The sequence below is a fragment of the Runella zeae DSM 19591 genome (genome assembly GCF_000423565.1).
Taxonomy (GTDB): Bacteria; Bacteroidota; Bacteroidia; order Cytophagales; family Spirosomataceae; genus Runella; species Runella zeae.
Genome location: NZ_AUIF01000031.1, coordinates 124,972 through 144,392, shown reverse-complemented (window position 1 = coordinate 144,392; position 19,421 = coordinate 124,972). Strand labels below are relative to the sequence as shown.

Annotated in this window: 9 protein-coding genes; 3 read left to right on the top strand and 6 right to left on the bottom strand. The window is 44.4% G+C overall.

The genetic code is table 11. From position 1 onward, the window contains the following. The 6 genes from G563_RS0108285 to G563_RS0108260 all read right to left on the bottom strand — a co-directional run. Positions 1-267: hypothetical protein (locus tag G563_RS0108285; protein WP_028664917.1), on the bottom strand; the 267-nt coding region annotated here is incomplete at its 3' end. Beyond that, positions 264-518, bottom strand: coding sequence for a hypothetical protein (locus G563_RS0108280; RefSeq protein ID WP_028664916.1), 255 nt, complete (start codon positions 516-518; stop codon positions 264-266). The genes G563_RS0108280 and G563_RS0108285, both read right to left, overlap by 4 nt. Beyond that, on the bottom strand, positions 515-1,216 hold the full coding sequence (locus tag G563_RS0108275) for a hypothetical protein (protein WP_028664915.1): 702 nt from the start codon (positions 1,214-1,216) through the stop codon (positions 515-517). The genes G563_RS0108280 and G563_RS0108275 overlap by 4 nt, the downstream gene beginning before the upstream one ends. Next, on the bottom strand, positions 1,216-2,010 hold the full coding sequence (locus G563_RS0108270) for a hypothetical protein (protein WP_028664914.1): 795 nt from the start codon (positions 2,008-2,010) through the stop codon (positions 1,216-1,218). Before G563_RS0108270 ends, G563_RS0108275 begins: the two co-directional genes overlap by 1 nt. Then, positions 2,007-2,408, bottom strand: a complete 402-nt coding sequence (locus tag G563_RS0108265; RefSeq protein WP_028664913.1) for a hypothetical protein — start codon at positions 2,406-2,408, stop codon at positions 2,007-2,009. Before G563_RS0108265 ends, G563_RS0108270 begins: the two co-directional genes overlap by 4 nt. Next, entirely contained in the window at positions 2,405-2,758 is a 354-nt protein-coding gene (locus tag G563_RS0108260) for a hypothetical protein (protein ID WP_157585172.1), read from the bottom strand. Before G563_RS0108260 ends, G563_RS0108265 begins: the two co-directional genes overlap by 4 nt. 227 nt (positions 2,759-2,985) lie before the next feature. On the opposite strand from G563_RS0108260, the gene G563_RS0108255 reads away from it, so the two are divergent. The 3 genes from G563_RS0108255 to G563_RS0108245 all read left to right on the top strand — a co-directional run bounded on the left by G563_RS0108255 (position 2,986) and on the right by G563_RS0108245 (position 18,988). Beyond that, positions 2,986-3,198, top strand: coding sequence for a hypothetical protein (locus G563_RS0108255; RefSeq protein ID WP_028664911.1), 213 nt, complete (start codon positions 2,986-2,988; stop codon positions 3,196-3,198). Positions 3,199-4,625: 1,427 nt separating this feature from the next. Continuing rightward, on the top strand, positions 4,626-18,263 hold the full coding sequence (locus G563_RS0108250; RefSeq protein WP_028664910.1) for an Ig-like domain-containing protein: 13,638 nt from the start codon (positions 4,626-4,628) through the stop codon (positions 18,261-18,263). Next, complete coding sequence (locus G563_RS0108245; RefSeq protein ID WP_028664909.1) at positions 18,260-18,988, top strand: hypothetical protein; 729 nt, start codon at positions 18,260-18,262, stop codon at positions 18,986-18,988. Before G563_RS0108250 ends, G563_RS0108245 begins: the two co-directional genes overlap by 4 nt. The last annotated feature ends 433 nt before the right edge of the window (positions 18,989-19,421 follow it).

The following is a 19,421-nucleotide window of genomic DNA, read 5'->3' as shown; positions in this document are numbered from 1 at the left end:
TTTTACCGGAACCACTTCGTAGATAATGGGAGACTTTTGGTGGGTGGTGAGGCCATTGACCTTGACCATGATTTTAGATAAGGCAGGAAGCAAAATGCCAAAATAAAAGGCCGACAATGCCAATCCTACCAAGACAAAAACCCAAAAAACAATCCAGAAAAAAGAGGTTGAGCGTTCTTCTTTGGGGGTTTCTTCGTCAGCTTGAGCGTAAGAGGGTTGCAGCGGAGGCATTTGCTGAAAATACTGATTTTGAAGTTGCTGATTCATGGTTTTTTTGTGCGGTTTTGGATGGCAAAATTGATTTCGGTAAGGATTCTTTCGAGTTCGATTGCTACAAACTCATGGGGTAGGTTGGATTGTACGCTGAAGATTTTTCCCTTGCCCAAGTGGTACAAAGCCACCACCGTAATGGGCGTTTCGGGATTTTTTTTCAGGTGCTTGAGACTGCTTTGTGCCTCTTTCCGCATGGCTTCTAGTACTTCGAGGCTCGTTTTTGAAAGGTCGTCGGTGAAGGTCATTGGAGGTATTTGTTTTTGTAAGAAAAAGGGAAATAGTCTTCGCCTCGGTGAATCGTAAAGTCACCGTTTGAGTCAGGAATCCAGATTTCATCATCTTCGGTGTCGTAGATACGGGTAGCCCATTTTTGGTTGGATTCGAGCGTGTAGTTTTCCCGAATCACCTCCGTGAGCAAATGCCCTATTTCGCGCCTTGCAATGAGCTTTGGGGGTAGGTTTTCGGGGTCGTCCACGGTCTGCTTGAGGATGTACATATTGGCTTGTTCGAGCAGGGCGGGGGCGATTTCGCGGATGCTATGGGCTTGGAAAATCAGCTCATTGCCGTTGTTTTTGGGCGTTTTGAGGAGTTTTTCGCGGGCTATGGTGAGATTGCCCCGAAAAAGCACCCCACAATCATCAAAAAGGATACTGCTTTTGCTGACGTGATGGGTCACGGCTTCACAAAATTCGTCAATCTCTACGCCCCTCACGATGCCGCGTATGGGTTCTTGTTGCAAGGGTAGCAGATAGATGATTTGCTCTAAGGTGAGGGGAATTAAGTTGTGGGTGTTGTAACTAGAGTTGTTGGTATGGTCGTACACAAGAATATGCTTGCGTACTGACCCCCTAATTGAAAATTCAGTAGCCAACTGCAAGGCGGTGTAGGTTTTGCCCACATTTCGCTTACCCACGGCAAGCCATATATTACCCTTTGCGTTCATTACTTTTTCTTAGAAAATTTGTTTTTGACACTGCCCACCGCACCCGATATTTTTTCTACAATGACCTCCTTACCTGATTCTACAATCTCGGCTCCCGTGAGAAGGATGTAGTTTTTGAGAAAATCTCTAGGGTCTTCGAGGCGGAGTTCGCCCCGCTCGTTCAAGTCCCACATCTCCTGAAAAATGAGTTCTTCGTAGATATTGCGCATATCATCATCGGAAAGAATGTGCGTTTTGGATTGCTCAATAGTCCTTCTTTTCTCGACTGCTTTGCGCAGGGTCGGAATCATTGCCAGCTCTTCTTGGGTAAGGGTAGTGTCGAGTTTTTCGGCTCTTTCTACCATCTCTACCATCGCATTGGTAGCGGCCAATGCCCCCACGAGGCTACGGGCAAATCTACCTGCGGTTTCGACGTATTTGAGGTTGACGGTGGCTTTCCATTTGGCCATGCTACGCATCTTTTCCTCGTCCACTTTGTAGCGTGGGGGCGGTGGGGGTGGCATGTAAGGCGTAGGCATTCCATACATAGGTTGGGGAGGATAGGCATACATTGGCGGCGTCGGTGCTTGACGCGAAAATTGCTCTACGGCCACCGTATTTGGCGGCGGTACTGGAGCTTGAAAGATGGGGGTAGGCGCTTGATAAGCCTCTGGTGGGGTGGGTGGCGTACTTGGAGGGGGAAGCTCGGCAGGCTTTTCGGCGAGGATTTTTGAAAAGGCGGTTTTGGCCGTGTCCAAAGTGTCCTGTGCCACTGCGCCTAACCACTGATCGCGAAGGTTTTGAAATTGATTCATCGGTTGAATCGGTTTATGAATTTGGAGAAGAATTTAGAAAGGCCGTCTACTAGCTTCATTTTGAGCCAGTCGAAGGCTTTGCCCTTGGTTTCGTCGATGATTCGACGGGCTTTTTGGGCGGTATTTTCGCGCTTGAGCAAGCGTTGGATTTCGTTAGAGATATAGGGTCTCATCCATTCCTGTATGGCTTCGGGGTTGGCATTGAGAAGTCCCATTTTGGCAAAGGTGTCGGTCAATAACCTCAACTGAACCTCGTTTTGAATGGTTGTTAGGGGGAATTGTTGGCGGAATTTGAGGGCCTGAATGGCATCCCGAAAAAAAGCCTGCGCTTCTTCTTCGGTAAACTCCCCAAAATCGTAGGTAATCACCTTTTCTTGGTTGACAATGACAAGTCTCATGAAGTGGGGCAAAAGGTTAGAAAATGGGTGATGATTTCGGTCGTGTTGACGGCAATTTTTCCAGTCTCTAAGCCTTGGGCTAGGCTCTTGATAGCGGCCTTAATCGAAGGATTGGAAAAGGCTTGGTAGGCTTCTTGCTGTGGGGTGAGTGGGGCAGGTGGTGGGGGTGGTTCTACGCCTTCGGCGAGCAGTTGGCGCACGATTTGGTGAGGACTAGTGGCCGTGGTTTCGGCCAATGTTCTAATCTTTTCATGGGTAGTTTTGCCTATTCTTATGCTCAGAAGTTCGCTACAACGTTCGTTGAGAAGGCGATGTTCTGTGAAGGGTTTGCTTTGAGATACATCCATCATCGTGGAGACTGTTTTTTTCTCAAAGGTCGGGTGATAGTATATAGTTTGTATCGGTGCCCCTTACGTTACATTACGTATCATTACGTTACATTACGTATCCTTACGTAACATTACGTCGGTTGCTATACGTTTTTGAAGAGAAAGATTGAATAAGTCTATTGAAGTACACGTTTAAGTGTGTATTTTTGAAGTACTAATTATGCTGATTAATAACCCTTAAAAGAAGTATGTCACAAGCTAGTTTAAATCTTGCTGATGAAAGTTGGATGTTTGCCGAGGTGAATGAGAAGTTTCTTTTGCGCAACAAAATCTATGCGGAAGGCTATGCCCGTCAACGAATGTCTTACATCAGGAAGGCCCTTGGACTAAGGTATATCAGCATCAAAACCTTTGCCGATTTCTACAAGATGGATGTATGGTTGTTTTTTGGCAAGAAGTAGGGAGTGTACCTAATAATTATTATCATGTTATTCTAGTAAATATCTATGCGCATATGCCGTAGAGGATTACTTTTCTATAAATGGAGAAGTTTATCTTCTTAAGTATAATAGAAGGTACAATTCAAAGCTAGGCAGCTTTGTCTATAAAAGATACCTGAAATTAGAGATTTTGGCCATTTGGGTATACGACTCTTCACTTTATTATCCCCTTCTGTATTTTCTTATCGTGTCAGCTTTTTTGGGTGGCTTTTAAAAATGGTCTATTCATTACCTAAAGGGGGGATAATTACGATCATTAAACCATTTTGCGACAGTCATCATATTTCATGCTAAAAGACTTTTATTTCTATATAATTGAATATTTGTATTTTTTCGCCAAGTGGTTAAAAGACCTTATTTTTCTACAAACTTGATTAGCAGGCTCTTTCAATTATATACGTTTTGTTCATTAAGGCACCCTTTTTTGGTTAGTATTAATTGTGGAAAAGTAGTTCGTTGTTCGCAAACGTAGAAAAATTAGGTCGCTAGGATGATTGTTAATTTTCGATATTGTAGATAAGTAGCTATGAATCAATTTGTTATAAAGATGTTTATGCGGGATTTTTGGAGAGTAGTTAACTTTTTAAATTTTGCCGAACGGGTATAATGTTGTTGTGCTGATTTTTCTTGTAAAACCTTTAATTCCAAAGAAAGTGAACGAAAATATACTATTTCTTAACTTACATTTGATCTACTTTACATGTTTTACTCTCTCTATCCTCAATTCCCCAAAGCACTTAGGAACCTGCGCAAAACCTCATCCTTACTAAATATAGTTAATGTTTCTTTCAAAAAGATGCTACCTCTTGCACCTAAAACAAGTTAGATGAAATTTGATTTTATCAGGATTTATTGAGTTTTTAAAATGTTTTTGAGGATTTTTCGAAACTTTACTAATGACTGTCTACTGAACTCAACCCAAAGACTATCAAAGCATTTTCATAGACATACATTACAATTTGATTTGTAGCACTTTTCAAAGCTAAAAATTATTAGAAGTTAGATTTTTATGGATACTAATGAAGAAAGTGTAAATGAAATCATAAACAATGCAAATATTTAAAGACGTGTTTTTTGCAAGAATTTTGAATTATATCTAGTATATAAATATGTTCTGAGATTGGTATGAATTTGATAAAGTAGAGAATATATATTATGATTTTATGGAACAAAAAACGTACCATAATTATGTTTTTATATTCTATGTTAGGTAGTTGATATGTCTTTTAGTATTTTTTTTAAGCTTGTGTATCAATGCTTTAACTGATCGTTTTGCCGCTTGATAATTTTTTAAAAAATATATCTTTTAAAGTGGCACGTTTTTAGACTCAATGTAAGATAATTCCTCTTACCATAACCTATTGAAGTAGGGTTTCTTACATTGATTTATGAAACATCGTTTACTCTCTCTGCTGCTGAGTGTAGCATTTGTTAGCGTCATTTCTAGCTTTGTGCTGGCAAAGCCTACTACTGAAGAAAATCCCACTTCAAGAACTATTTTCACAAGTTTAGGTAGCCCTCATATGGGTGTTAATTTAACTCAATATTCTTTGTGGCAACAGATTTTTGGGTTAGATCCTGTTCGTTTTACGATGCGGGCAAGTAAAGACAGTGTTAAACTAGGAGAGGAATTTGAAATCACCATTAGGGCAGAGCTGTTACCTATTCCACCAAGTGCTTTTTTTGTTTTTGATGAACAAAAATCTTTTTCTCTCAAATTGATTTTACCTGAAGGTTTTGTGCAAACAGGGGGGGATTACTATGACTATATCGGCGCTACTTTAACTACCCCTAACCAGCCCGTTCAATACACAATCAAAGGTTTTTTATCGCGTTCTGATATATCCCCCTCGTTTATGCTGTTGAGAGGGCCTAAGGATGGAAATGCTTCTAGTATTTTTGAGAAGAAAGGAGAGGTTCTTTTAACGATTCCAACATTATCTGATGCAGTAGCTCACAATTCAACTCGGTTAGCTAATGCTTGTAATATTCCTACTCCAAATATTTCTTTGTCTTCCGACTATGTATGTAGCGGATTCAATGGGGCTTCCACCTCTACAACAATTACGGTGTCAAACTGTCAGAGTTTTGAATGGAACAATGGCAATGGCTATTGGTCGACTGGTTGGAATAGCATTACCGTTTCTTCTTCTGGAAATTATCGATTTAGATGCATAGATAACAATCTTTGTTCTGGAATGTACGGAGATGAAGCAGGTGTCTTTATTCACGCTAGAACTGCTACGGGAAATGCGCCAAGTTTAAATGGTACTTATTTTGAGATATGTCCCAATCAAGGATGCGTAAATTTGCACATCACTAACGGCAGCGAATGGTATCATAAGCCACAGTGGGAAAATAACTGGGGATTAGGCAATGAAGGCAATCCCGGCCTTTGTATTTCAGCAGTTTCAGGAGTAACCACTCAAACTTATCGCGCTAGGTGGATTGTGGATGGTTGTCCCAATACAGGTGATTTTGCAGGGCCTTTTAGTCCTACTGCTACTTTCCAATCTAGTAATACCAATGGCGATTGGCAACAAAGCGAGTATGAAACCGTTTGTGTTGGTAGGGCAAAGCATAAAGCTAAGTTTGATATAAATAAATGCTCTCCTACTTACAATGCCTCTCCCATTGCGGGGGATTTAATAGATGCATGTGGCTGTGCTTCTCCAGAAGAAAAAAGGGATAACTATGAAGATATACCAGGTACAAGAGAATGTAATGGCACAGAGCAAAGGGTAAAAAGAAGAGATAACAATGTTTGTTCCTCAACATTTGGCAATGAAATCTGGTTTACTGAAATTTCGGCAATAACACCGCCTGCTCCCCCCCAAATAGATGCGAGTTCAGACCGGTTTTGTGCGGGACAAGGAGGAGTCCGTCTTTCGGTACAACAACAATATAATACGTACCAATGGAGTAATGGAAGTACCTCTCCAGATATCTATGTACAATCGGGAGGAACCTACTGGGTAAAAGTTGGCTACAGCAATGAATGTGGTGTGGCATGGTCAGGTGAATCGTATTTTACGGTGACTGAGCGGCATGCTCCTGAAGCACCTTCTACTCCTAGTATTGGAGGACCCACTAGCTTTTGTAATGGGCAAAGTGTTACTTTAAATACGGAACATGGTTATAGCGATTATCAATGGAAAAAAGACGGTAATGTCGTCGGGAATTCCCATGAACTGTACAATGTCAATAGCGGGGGTACTTATGAGGTAAGACGAGGCGCTAGTAATGAATGTGGGCTTAATTGGTCTAATGCCGCCAGCGTTTGGGTGTCAGTCAATTACCCTCCAAATCCTCCGACTACTCCCACTATCACAACTAGCGGTAGTACTGAATTTTGTAATGGAGGCAATGTAACTCTCTACGCCAACGGTGGACACAGTCAATATCGTTGGAATACAGGAAGTAACTCTTCAAATATTACCGTGGGCGGAACGGGTACCTATTCGGTAGAAGGAGCCGCTTCTAATGAATGTGGCACTACTTGGTCCAACGCCGCTAGCACTTATGTAAATGTTATTAGCTTACCAATTCCACCTTCTACTCCTTCTATTACAGGACCTAGCAGTTTTTGTAACGGAAGCACCTTTAGCTTAGAAACGGGCGGAGGCTATAGTAATTATGAATGGATAAAAGACGGTAACGTGATTGGGTACGGTTCTACATTGGGTAATTTAAGTGCTGGGGGTGAATATAAAGTAAGGAGAGGCTATAGCAATTCATGTGGTATTAGCTGGTCGGCAGAGACCTCCTTTTATGTCACTACCCTCTACGCTCCCAATGCACCCCCTATCCCTACGATTAATGCGAGTGGAGCCACTACTTTTTGTCAAGGCGGTAGCGTGACGCTTTCTTCTGCAACGACCCATAACTTATACGATTGGAATAATGGTAGCACTTCACAAAGCATCTTTGTCAATGCTAGCGGAAATTATCAACTTCGGGTCGCTGATGTTAATCAATGTGGAACCACTTGGTCGGCTCAGGCTAGTCGTTCGGTAACAGTTCACCCGATTCCTTCTTTCAGCGTCTCTGGAAGTAATCCTACTACCTGTAATGGTACCGAGGGAACTATCACGCTTCAAGGATTAGCCGCTAACACTGCTTATACCGTCAATTACAGTAAAAATAGTGGAAGCGCAATCTCCACTACCTTAACCAGCAACGGCTCAGGTAGTATTACCATAGCAGGATTAACCAAAGGTAGTTATACTGGTATTCAAGTAAGCCTAAATGGTTGCAGTTCGTCATCGGCCAGTATCAACTTAACGGATCCTAGTCCAGCCGCACCCACGCTGTCGGCATCTTCTACTTCTATCTGTGTGGGAGCCAGCACTACCCTGACTGCTACCAACACCTCAGGGGCAACGTATACATGGAGCGTTAGTCCTTCTTTAGGAGCTACTTTAGGCTCGTCTACTACCAATGTGAATACCTTGAGTGCCTCTACTTCGGGAAATTATACCGTCACAGTCACGCAAACCGTGGTAGGATGTAGTGCCTCAGCCAGTCGTAGCATTTCAATCCTCAAACCCAATTTTACCCTCAGCTCCGTAGCTCCTACTACCTGTATCAGCAGTGATGGGAGCTTTACTTTGGAAGGGCTGACGCCTAATACATCGCATGTTATTAATTATCTTAAAAATACAACCCCTGTTTCCACAACGATTACTTCTAATGCAAGCGGAAGCATTACCATTGGTAGCTTAACTGCTGGTAGCTATACCCAAATTACCGCCACCCAAAATGGTTGTATTTCGGATTCCAAAAGTATTTCTTTATACCCCGCCCAAACCACAGGCGTGAGTAATATCTCCCCAGCTACTTCGGCCATTTGTGTAGGAAACTCACTTAGTTTAAGCGTTACCAATGTATCAGGGGCTACTTATGTATGGAGTGTGAGCCCTTCTTCGGGCGCTACTTTGGGCAGTCCCAACGCAAACGCAACCAGTTTTGTCGCCAATGTCGCTGGTACGTATACGGTGACGGTTACTCAAACTGTTAATGGTTGTAGCTCGTCTACCTCCCGTACCATCTCCGCTAGTAAACCTAGTTTTAGTCTCGCCAGTGTCAATCCTATCACCTGTAATGGGGCGGGTAGTATTACGTTGAGTGGGCTGACGGCCAATACTACCTATGGCATCAGTTATGTCAAGAATGGGGGGGGGCCTACCACCGCTAACCTGCAAGCCAATAATGGTGGTCAACTGGTCTTATCGGGACTGACGGCTGGCAATTATACCGCAATTACAGCGACTTTAGGGGGGTGTACTTCTAACGCAGCCAGTGCCGTATTAGCAGACCCTGTTATACCTGCCATTAGTGCAGTGACGGCCAGCGCGACTACTGTTTGCGAAGGAACCACCGTCAATTTGAGTGTTACCAATGTAGCAGGAGCTACTTATACGTGGAATGTGGCTACTGCGGGCGCTACGTTAGGCAACTCTTCCGCTGCTAGCAATACCTTGGAAGTAGCCTCCGCAGGCTCCTATGTAGTCACTGTTACCCAAACTTTACAAGGCTGTAGTTCTAGTGCTAACATAACCATTACTTGTAACGCACGACCTAATTTTAACTTTACCAATACGAATCCCACTACCTGTCAAGGCCAAAATGGTAGCATCACGCTTACGGGTCTTTTACCTTCGGTTAGCTATGCGGTTAGTTATGTAAAAAATGAGAGTACTTTCCCCATTACTGCTAATTATACCGCTAACGGCTCGGGTCAAATTCTACTTTCGAGCCTAGGGGCAGGCGTGTATGTCTTACAAACAAGTCACGGTAGCTGCGTTTCGGTACAGAAAAGTACTACACTTTCTGATCCAACCAGTACGCCTATCAGTGCGATTAGTGGCTCCACGCTGGCTTGTACGGGTAGCTCTATCGAATTGAATGTAGCCAGCCAACCAGGTGCTTCCTACCTATGGAGTGTCACGCCTTCTTCGGCAGGAGCTACACTCGTGGATATTTCTTCTGCTACCACCCACTTGACCACCTCAGCGGTAGGTGATTACACGGTGAATGTGATTCAAGCATACAACAATTGTATCACGGCTACTTCTCATTCGGTCAGTGTGAGTGAAACGCCCAGTTTTAGTGTTTCGGCTACCAATCCTACGGGCTGTAATACCAATGACGGAAGCATTACCTTGAGTGGCCTTGTTCCTTTTAGAAATTATCTTATTCAGTACAGTTATAGCGTAGGACAGAGTGGCAGCACCTCGTCGACAGCGCCTACCACGCAGGTATACACCGCCAATGCCTCAGGACAAATTAAAATAAACAACCTTGCTCCAGGTAATTATTCCAACATTACTGCTGGTGTGGGAGTATGTGTATCTACCGCCGCTAGTATCAGTTTGGTAGAGCCTACGACCACGATTAGTGCCGTCACCATTACTGGCAATACGTTGGCTTGTACTTCTACCCCCATTAGTTTGAGTGTGGTATCGGTTCCGGGTGCTACTTATAGTTGGAAGATTCAGCCGAGTACAGGAGCAAATTTAAGTAGCAATGGAGGGCCTACCAATACCCTTATCGCATCTGTTGTTGACACCTATTCGGTGAGTGTTACTCAAACAGTAAATGGCTGTAAAGATTCCACTACCAGTGCTCCTATTACCTTCCGTATATGCTCCTCTAATATTCCAAAATTCGCTACTACTAGTTCGCTCAACGACCAAAGCATTTGTTTTGGACAGACCTTTCAGCCAGTTGTGGCGGAAGTAGAGAATAAGAATCAATTGGTGAACTACCAGTGGGAAGTCATAGGGGCTTTCTTTAACTTCCAAGCCATTCCTGGACAGACCTCTCCTACCTTAACAGCCTTGCCTACAGAAGTGGGCGTACACGAATACCGCATCAAAATCATCAATCCTTACGATTCCACTTTTGTCAGCCAAGTAGTCAAATTGACCGTCAAGGCCATACCTAGTTTCCCGGTTGTAGGAGCTACGCGTACGTTTGTGTGTGCAGGTGACAGCAGTGTATTGAATGCCTCTGGTTGTATTGGAGGAAGTATCATTTGGATACCTAATAACGGTATTGTCAACGGTAATCAGATGATAGTACGCCCTACAGCTACGACTGTATACAGAGTGGCTTGCAATCTTGACGGGTGTATTTCGGATTCCACCCAAAAAGTTACTATCTCTGTTAACCCCCAAAGTCCACCGATTCCTAACGTTGCTCATAGTGTAATTACCATCTGTGACACAGTGGGGAGTACTACTTTGACGGCTTCGGGATGCGGAACAGGGAGCGATGCTTATGCTTGGTATAGCAGTGCCACTAGCACTTCTATTTTGGCTACTACTGCCTCTTTCACCACTCCTGTGCTCAGCCAGCCCACAACCTACTACGTGGCTTGTAAAGCCACTTCAGCTTGCCAAGGGGTACGCGTGGCCATTGACGTGATTGTGAATCCTAAATATCCTGCGCCTACTTTAACTGCCACTAAAACAGAAATTTGCCCTGATAGTAGTTTTACATTATCCATATCGGGCTGCAATACAAAATTCAATACCCGTTTTTGGGTTTCTAATAATTCTAATGGTACGGGTGCTAATATTATTAGTAACCTTCAAAATACACGGACACTTACCTACAATGACCTGCAGGCAGATACTACCTTCTTTCAGGTATTTTGTGGTTTAAGTTGTCTTCAAGGAAAAATTTCAAATACGATTGCCATTGTCAAAAAAGCTTCGTGCTGTATACAACCTGAATTGGCTCCTCTAGCTTCACAGATTGTGTGTCAAGGTGCTAGCTTTCAGGCCGTAACTGCCCAGGTTACTAATAATGTCCCTGTTACTTGGCAATGGTACAACGACAACGGGGTGGCTAATGCCAATACCAATCTCATCGTAGGCCAAACTACTTCTACCCTTACTGCTTTACCTACTGCAGCAGGGATATACAAATACCGCGTTGTGGCTAGGGGTATGGGTAGTATTGCGGGAGATAACTGCTTGAGTGCCCAAACGGTAACGCTCACTATTCATGAAGGTACTGCCCCTACGGTGACGGCTAGTAAGCTCAACCTTTGTCCGGGCGAAAGTGTAACCCTGACCGCTACAGGTTGCACCATGACCTCTGAAGAGCAGCTGCCTACTCTTACTAAAGTCAGGGTGTTTCCAAGAGATGTAGACCGAGCCACCGCCCATACTGGAGCCTACATAGAAGGCTCCCAAGACATGGTCAATTGGAGCGTATTGGCGGGGCCACTTGCTACTTTAGCGGCTGGTTGGAACGACATCACTATCAACAACACTACTCCTTATCGCTATTTGCGCTACGTAGGTGCGCCAGGTGGTCGTGGAGAAATCGCCGAAATAGAATTTTATGCGGGTACTCAAAAACTCTCGGGAACTCTTTTCTCCGATGGAAGAATTTTCGCCAATGCGTATGCTGATTATGATTTTAAAAATGCTTTTGACGGCAATACTCAAAACTTTTGGATGAGTCAAAATGCGGGTCCGGGCGCATATATCGGCATGGATGTATCATCGGGCTCGCTCGTTACTTGGAGCAATGGGCTAGGAAGTGGAAATAGTGTTACTTTCTCTCCCAACCAATCGGGTACTTACTTTGCTACCTGCAATGTGGGTGGTTGTATTAGCCCTGTTTCTAATGCAGTAGTGATCAACGTAGCGGCCTCTAAACCTACCCCTATCATTACGACTACCCAAACCACCATTTGCGAAGGTACGGCGGTCACTTTGAGTGCTTCGGGTTGTGCTTCTTCTACAATCTCAAGCGGTGGGATACTTACCAAAGTAAGCCTGTATCCTCAAGATGCTCTGTATGAATTGAATGTGGGGCATCGCATCCAAGGCTCTAACGACCGTATCAATTGGACGGACTTGCGCGAGCCGCTACCACAACTCAACCCCGGTTGGAATCACTTTGATATAAGTACCAGCACCAACTACCGTTACCTTCGCTTATTGGCGGGGCCTAACAGCTACGGGGCATTGATGGAGCTTGAGTTTTACAGTGGTAGCACCAAGCTTTCGGGTGCCGTATTTAGTGATGGTCTTTTCTGGGATGCTAACACTGCCCACAACGGGGCCAACAATGCCTTTGACGGGAATACCCAAACCCAATGGTATGGGGCAGTGAGGGGGCAACAAAGTACTTTTGTAGGAATAGACACCCAAAGTGGTGGTAGTTTGCTCTGGTCGCCGGGTGGACAAAATGCCTCTTCTATTACCGTATCACCTAGCAGTACTACTACTTATACCGCTACGTGTAATGTAGACGGTTGTATTGGAACGGCCACGCAAGCGATTACGGTGTTACCTGCACCTATAATAGCCTCGATACCAGATCAAACTATTTGTGGTAGTGAAGAGGCTGAAGCTTTACCCATCCAAACCAGTGTTGCCAATGGCATACAAGTGACGTGGCAATGGTATAACAATAACGGGACCGGTAATCCAAATTATAATGCAATAGTGGGTCAGACCTCTGCTACTTTAGGGGACTTGCCGTCGCAATGGGGTTCGGGTAAAACCTATAAATACAAAGTAGTAGCCAGCGCAGTAGCGGCTACTTGTCAGGCTACACAGACCACTACCGTTATTAGTAGGCCAAACGTTATTGTTATCACAAAAAATACACCATCTTCTGTAGATATTTGTGCTAATGAATCAGCTACTCTTTTTGTTGTGGCAGAAGGAACAAATTTGACTTATCAGTGGCAAAAACGTATTGGTTTAACAGGTAGTTATAGTAATATTTCGGGAGAAACTTCTTCATCTCTCACTCTAAATAGTATTCCCGCTTCTGACCACAATAATTATTATCGTTGTGTCATAACCAAAATATCCGAATGTGGTAATACCACTAGAAATTCAACAGACACTCGTATTACAATTAGCTCTTCTATAGAGTTAAATGGGGGCAATACTATTGGTGGTTCTGTGTGCTTGAATGCATTAGTAGCCAGACTTAAATATACCTCTCCTGCTGCTACCGAATACAATATCAATTTTAATACCGCAGCTGAAGGATATGGATTTGTTGATACGGGTTGGCAGCCTATTACGACACCTGATACTATTGCGATTCCTCTGCCTTCTCAACTTGCTAATCTAACTAGCGGCTTTTCTATTTCTTTTACTCTCCAAACACGGTCTGGGGCTTGTGTATCTGCTGTAAGAAATGGAAGTGTCAATTTTTCGTCAACACCTTCCTTACAATTAGTAAGTGGCTATCCTATCTGTGATCCTTCCTTAACGACTTATACTGCTCGGGTTAGTGTTTCTAGCGGTGTACCTACAGCTACCTTGGGAACGGTTTCAAACCTTGGCTCTAATGTGTATCAAATAGCAGGCATTCCCATTAATAAATCTACTACTGTTAAAGTAGGAAGTACTTGCTCTCGCCAAATTACCATAGACCCTCCTTCCTGCACTTGCCCCACGGTAGCGGCACCTTCTTTGCAAGGCTCAAGCAATGTCACCATTTGCCAAGGCCAAACCTTGCCTACCTTTACGGTCAATACAGAAAGTGGAAAAAGCTACCACTGGTATGCGGCGGCGACGGGTGGCATCCCGCTCTTGGCCAACAGTGCCAGTTTCTCACCTACTTTTGCTGGAACCTATTACGTAGAAGCGCAGCTTCCTGGCACGCCTTGCCACAGTACCCGCGTTCCCGTTACGTTGACCATCAATCCTACGCCTTGGTTGGCTCAGGGGTCGGTCTCGTGTCAAACCCTCACCTACGGCTTGCCTATCGAAGTCAGTGCGGGTGCTACGCTTACTGCTAGTCAAGGTACCATTAGCGGAGCCTCTCCTTACTATTATCTCACTGGTGTCACCAGAGGTACAACCGTGACCCTGACAGCTACCGCCCAAGGCTGTAGTACCACCACCGTACTGCCTGTCACTACCTGCGGGGGCTGCGTGAATCCTACCTTAGCGGCGATTCCTACCCAAGAAATCTGCCTTGGTGCCAGCTTTAATCCCGTTACTACTTCCGTCACCAATGGCGTAGCAGTAACTTATCAATGGTACAACGACAACGGCACCGACAATGCCAATACCAACGCCATCAGCGGTCAAACGTCGGCTAGTTTGACGGCCTTGCCCACCACAGCGGGCGTGTATCAATACAAGGTAGTGGCTACCAATACCGCCACCAATACCTGCGTTGGTTCCCAAACTGTGAAGCTGACCATCCGCCCTCTCCCTTGGATTTATTTGGGTGGCCCCAGCTGTTTTGCCAATACCTACGACATCGCCGTTATCATCAGCGACGGGGCTACTTTGGCTACGACCAAAGGCAATATTGTAGGTACGGCTCCTAACCATGCGGTATTCAATATCCCCAAAGGTACCGCTGTCACCCTGACGGCTTCTGCGCATGGTTGTAGTGTGACTACGGTATTGGCCGATACCATTTGTGGTGGGTGTGTCAAACCTGTTTTGGCCAGTATTCCTTCCCAAACCATCTGCCAAGGGGATACCCTGACGCCGGTGACGGCCAATATTACCAATGGCGTAGCCGCCAGCCTGCAATGGTACAACGACAACGGTACTGCTAACCCTACCACCACCGCCCTCAACGGCCAAACTACGGCTACCCTCACGGCTTTGCCTACCACTGCTGGCGTGTATAAGTACAAACTCGTGGCTTTCAATGGCGTGTGCCGTGATTCGCAAACCGTGACGCTGACCATCAAACCCATGCCTTGGATTTACTTGGGTGGCCCGAGCTGCTTTGCTACTTACTACGATATAGCTACCATTATCAGCGAAGCGGCTACCTTGACCACTAGCCACGGTAATATTGTAGGGGAGGCGCCTAACCACGCGGTATTCAATATCATCAAGGGTACGACCGTGACCTTGACGGCGACCCACAATGGTTGTACGACCACCACGGTATTGCCCGCTTCGATTTGTGGGGGCTGTGTGATTCCTGAACTAGCGGCCATTCCTTCCCAAACCATCTGCCAAGGAGATACTTTAGAGCCCGTGGGTAGTAGTATCACCAATGGTGTAAGTGCTCGTTTGCAGTGGTTTAACGACAATGGCGCGGCCAACCCCACCACCGATAGCCTCAGTGGCCAAAACACCCCTATCTTGACGGCCTTGCCCACCACGCCGGGGGTGTATAAGTACAAGTTGGTAGCGACCAATACCACGGATGCTAGCTGCGTAGGTACGCAGACGGTTACGATTACCATCAACGAAACCCCTGCTGCTCCTACCATTAGTTTTGCGGCTTCCCGTAGGGTTGTTTGCCCCGATAGCAGTGTTACCTTGACCGCCGGCGGTTGTGCTACCACCGTAAACTGGCACTATACCCGCGCCAATGGTAGTACGGGCACGCTTGCTGCTACGGAGGCTAGCGTAACTGTTGCCTACAATACCATCGCCGGGACTCCGACTGACTCGCTTACTTTCCGCGCTACTTGTGCGGGGACTTGTGCCGCCACTCTCTACTCCAATGCGCTCTTGGTAGTCAAAAAAGCCTTGTGTGACACGGTAGCAGTGGTGAGTGACAGTGCCTGCTATGTGTATATCAAAGCCTCCAATGCGCAAGGACAAGAAACGACAAGTTTGCCTCGCTTGGGTGGGACTCTGCAACCCCTCAAACTCCAAGCCGATGATTTGGACAGTACAGGCTTTTGGAATACGGGGGTGACTTACCTATGGACTCGCCCCGACAGCACCACCACTACTACCGATACCTTGGTGGCCTCCACCATAGGAGCATACAAACTCTTGGTAAGCAAGCAAGGCCGAACCTGCGAAGCCTACGTAACGCTCAACGCCAAGCCTTGTGTGGTACGAGACTACACCAGTGCCTCTTGCCAGACGGTGACCATCAACAACCCCACCGCTACCAACCAACTCAGCAGCCTAGCCCCAGGTGATGTATTTTACGCTGCCGATTATAGCATCCATGTGACGGAAGCGAGCGGTAGCGCGGGTGGTTGGAGTGGCAAAGGCTACGTGGAGGTGTTGTTGCCTTTAGGAGTTACCTCCACGGTGGCGGTTACTTTCTCAGGTATTGCCATCAACGACTGTTATGAGTTGACCAATGGAACGGTGGAGACGGAGTATGACCCGAATGCAGGCGGGATTTTGGATGTGGATGATGCATTAGCCGCCTTAAATGACATTAAAGAACAATTAGGTTCATGGTTAGAATCATTTAGAGGTGAACCTACTCAAATTGAAAAACTTCAAAAAACAATTTTGCCCCTTTTGAAGCCTTACAAAGATGATTCTCGGGTAGCCGCAACAATTGAAAAGTTCAAGAACCTTTCTAACGTTTGTGACACGACCTTAAGTGCTGCTTGTAAATCTGCTATCGCAGAAGCACACGCGGCTTATGATAGCCTACAATCATTCATTGATGAACTCCCTCCGTTTCCTACGTATTTGCTGCCCGGAGCTTCCACTGCTGTGAATGGTCGCATGGCTGCCGAAGGACCTGACGTAAATATTATCACTGTAGCAGCACTTGATGCCTGCGCCAATGCCAAGTGTCGCAACTCTGTTGACCCGGTACGCCTATATTGGGGCCAAGTACTTGGTCCGGGCTATGAATTTTGGTCGGTAACCAGCAATGGGCAAAAATACTATGTTATGCGTACCTACGAAAGTTTGGTAGATGTAGTGTACTATTATGTAGCCTATGGAGAAAAACAGTATAAGATATTCAAACCTGCCAGAGGCACTACTGCTGCCGATGCCTTTGCCGATGCTGCCTCCAATTTGGTTTTTAATATAGGGGTGATGATTGCTACAGGCGGAGCCGCTTCTGCTACCGAGACGGTAGTCTTAAATGTATCGGATGCTTTTATTTCGGCTTTGGAAGAAAGTAAGGATGGCAATTTCGATGACTTTAAAAAGTCCTTTGCTACCAATCTACTTTTTAGTAGCCTTGATTTTGCCGAAGCCGCCGCTCCTGTTCTCAAAAACTTTTACAATAAAGTTAAACCTAATCTAAGTAGTTTTAATCAAGTAGCCCGCAACAAACTCAATACCCTACGTACACAAACAGGTTGGATAGCTCAAGTAGATGCTTACAAAAATACCATTCCTGCGCGGGTATTACCTAATTACAGCAAGGTACTTAAAGGTACATTGGGGGCAGCGTTTAGAGGCCTTTCTGATATAGGTGCCAAGATAGACCACAAAAACAAACAAATCATAGACGCAGGTAATAAAGTCATTGCGACTTTTAACCAGAAAGCTATCAAGTTTACTGAAAACGTCATTCCTGCGAGCTGGACAAAGAAAAAAACGCTCTATGATGTAGAAGTTGAAGAAGTAGTCAATGGCGTACCAACGCGGCGTAAAACCGATGTGGAGGTGTATGAGGGAAGTTGTATTACCTCTCCTAATCCTAATAAACGTGTGGCGGCTGGCGATGAGTGTAAGTTACTAAAAAAAGTATTCAAAGACCTAAAGACTTTTGCTGATTGGAAAAATTATGTGCTGGATAAAACCGTTTTCAAACAACGATTATCAGCAACAGCAAAGAGTTATCAATTGGCTTCCCAATATTGGCATAACCGCCATTTGTATCCCAATCATCCTGCTTTTCAAGGCGTTAGTAGTTTTGATGATTTTTTTCAAAATAGATTTTTGACAGGCTATAACTTCCAAGCTCATCATGTGTTACCTCATGATATACTAAACAAAAATACAAAATTGCAAGAGTTGTTACATTGGGGTTTTGAGAATAATCATAACTTTGATTTTGCAGGGGAAGAAAACGGGGTAATGATGCTAGCTTATAAATCTGCCATAAATTCGGGACATCATGGTAACGCTCCGAATTATGATCGACAAGTAGAAGCATTTTTGGAAAGCGTATTACGCAAGGATTTGTCGAGTCCGGAAAAAAAAATTGCCGCTATCAAAAGCATAAAGGATTATATTAGTTGCCTTAAAAGAGATGTAGTAGACGTTTGTGCAACAGGTGCACCTGCCACTGGCATAAATGGTAATCCTCTCAATTCATTAACTATCAATTGCAAATGAAATTTTATCAATTAAAAATCGAAATAAGACCTGGGCAAAAAGTTTATCCTTCTGCCTATTTATCCCCCCAAATGCAAGGGGCTGAGTTTATCCCTGATGGCGGTGATACGAAGAATTTTTTTAAACAACCCATCGAAAAATCCATCAATTATAGCTCTCTTATTGACGATGTACCTGTTTTTGATCATTTTGTGTTGAAGGAATTGTATGGCGAAAGAAAAAAAAAATTCGATTGGATAAAGCTCGATGTCTATGATTTTGTTGTCAATCATTACACAACAAGTTCTTGCTTTTTAGTATCAGAACAGTTCAAAGAAACTATCGCTGCTTTCAATCTCCCTCGGCATAAGTTTTACCCTGCTAAACTGATGTATAAAGGCGAAAAATTAGATTACTATGTTTTTCAGTTAGGCGAAGAAACCAAAATAACTTTTGAAAAATGTACTTATGCTGATAGGAAAAGTGGTATTATACAATCAGCCACCGAACTTGGCATTCATAATGAAGATGATTACTTAAAGACAAGGATAAAATTTTTTGATAAGGGTTCTGTATTAAATATTCACGATTTTGTTTTGGATAAATACCACGATTATTTCATTTGTGACGAACTATTCAAAGTTGTCAGCGAGCCGCTCAAAGAAGCGTTGGAGGCGGCAGGGCTTACCGAGGGTTGGAAGTTTGAAGACATTAGCCCGCGTACCATTACATTTTTAAATCAATAAATTTTTATCACTACTCGTCTTACGCTTATTACGAACGGTTTATGTAGACATCTATTGTACCAAGGCAAGTACGCAAAACTTAGCCAAACAACTTTAAAAAGCCACTGTCGTAGGTATGACCGAGACTTTCCAAGTTTAGAAAAAGAAAGCATAACGCCGTATATATGAAACGCTATTTTACGCCCCCGTTGTGCGTAGTGTTCAAAGAACACTGCGTACCCCAAATAAATAGCCCGCACCGGCGGCTCGGGTTTGCAACGGCTCGACCAAATTAGAATATCAACTAAGCAACCGTAAAAATCAATGGCATTTGCACGCAGAATACAAAATCCGGAAGGGCTATATTTCGTAACTTTTGCTACGGGACACCGACCACGGTGATATGTTGTTCAATATCATTCATCAAGAAAAGAAATTAACGAGAAGGCAATCT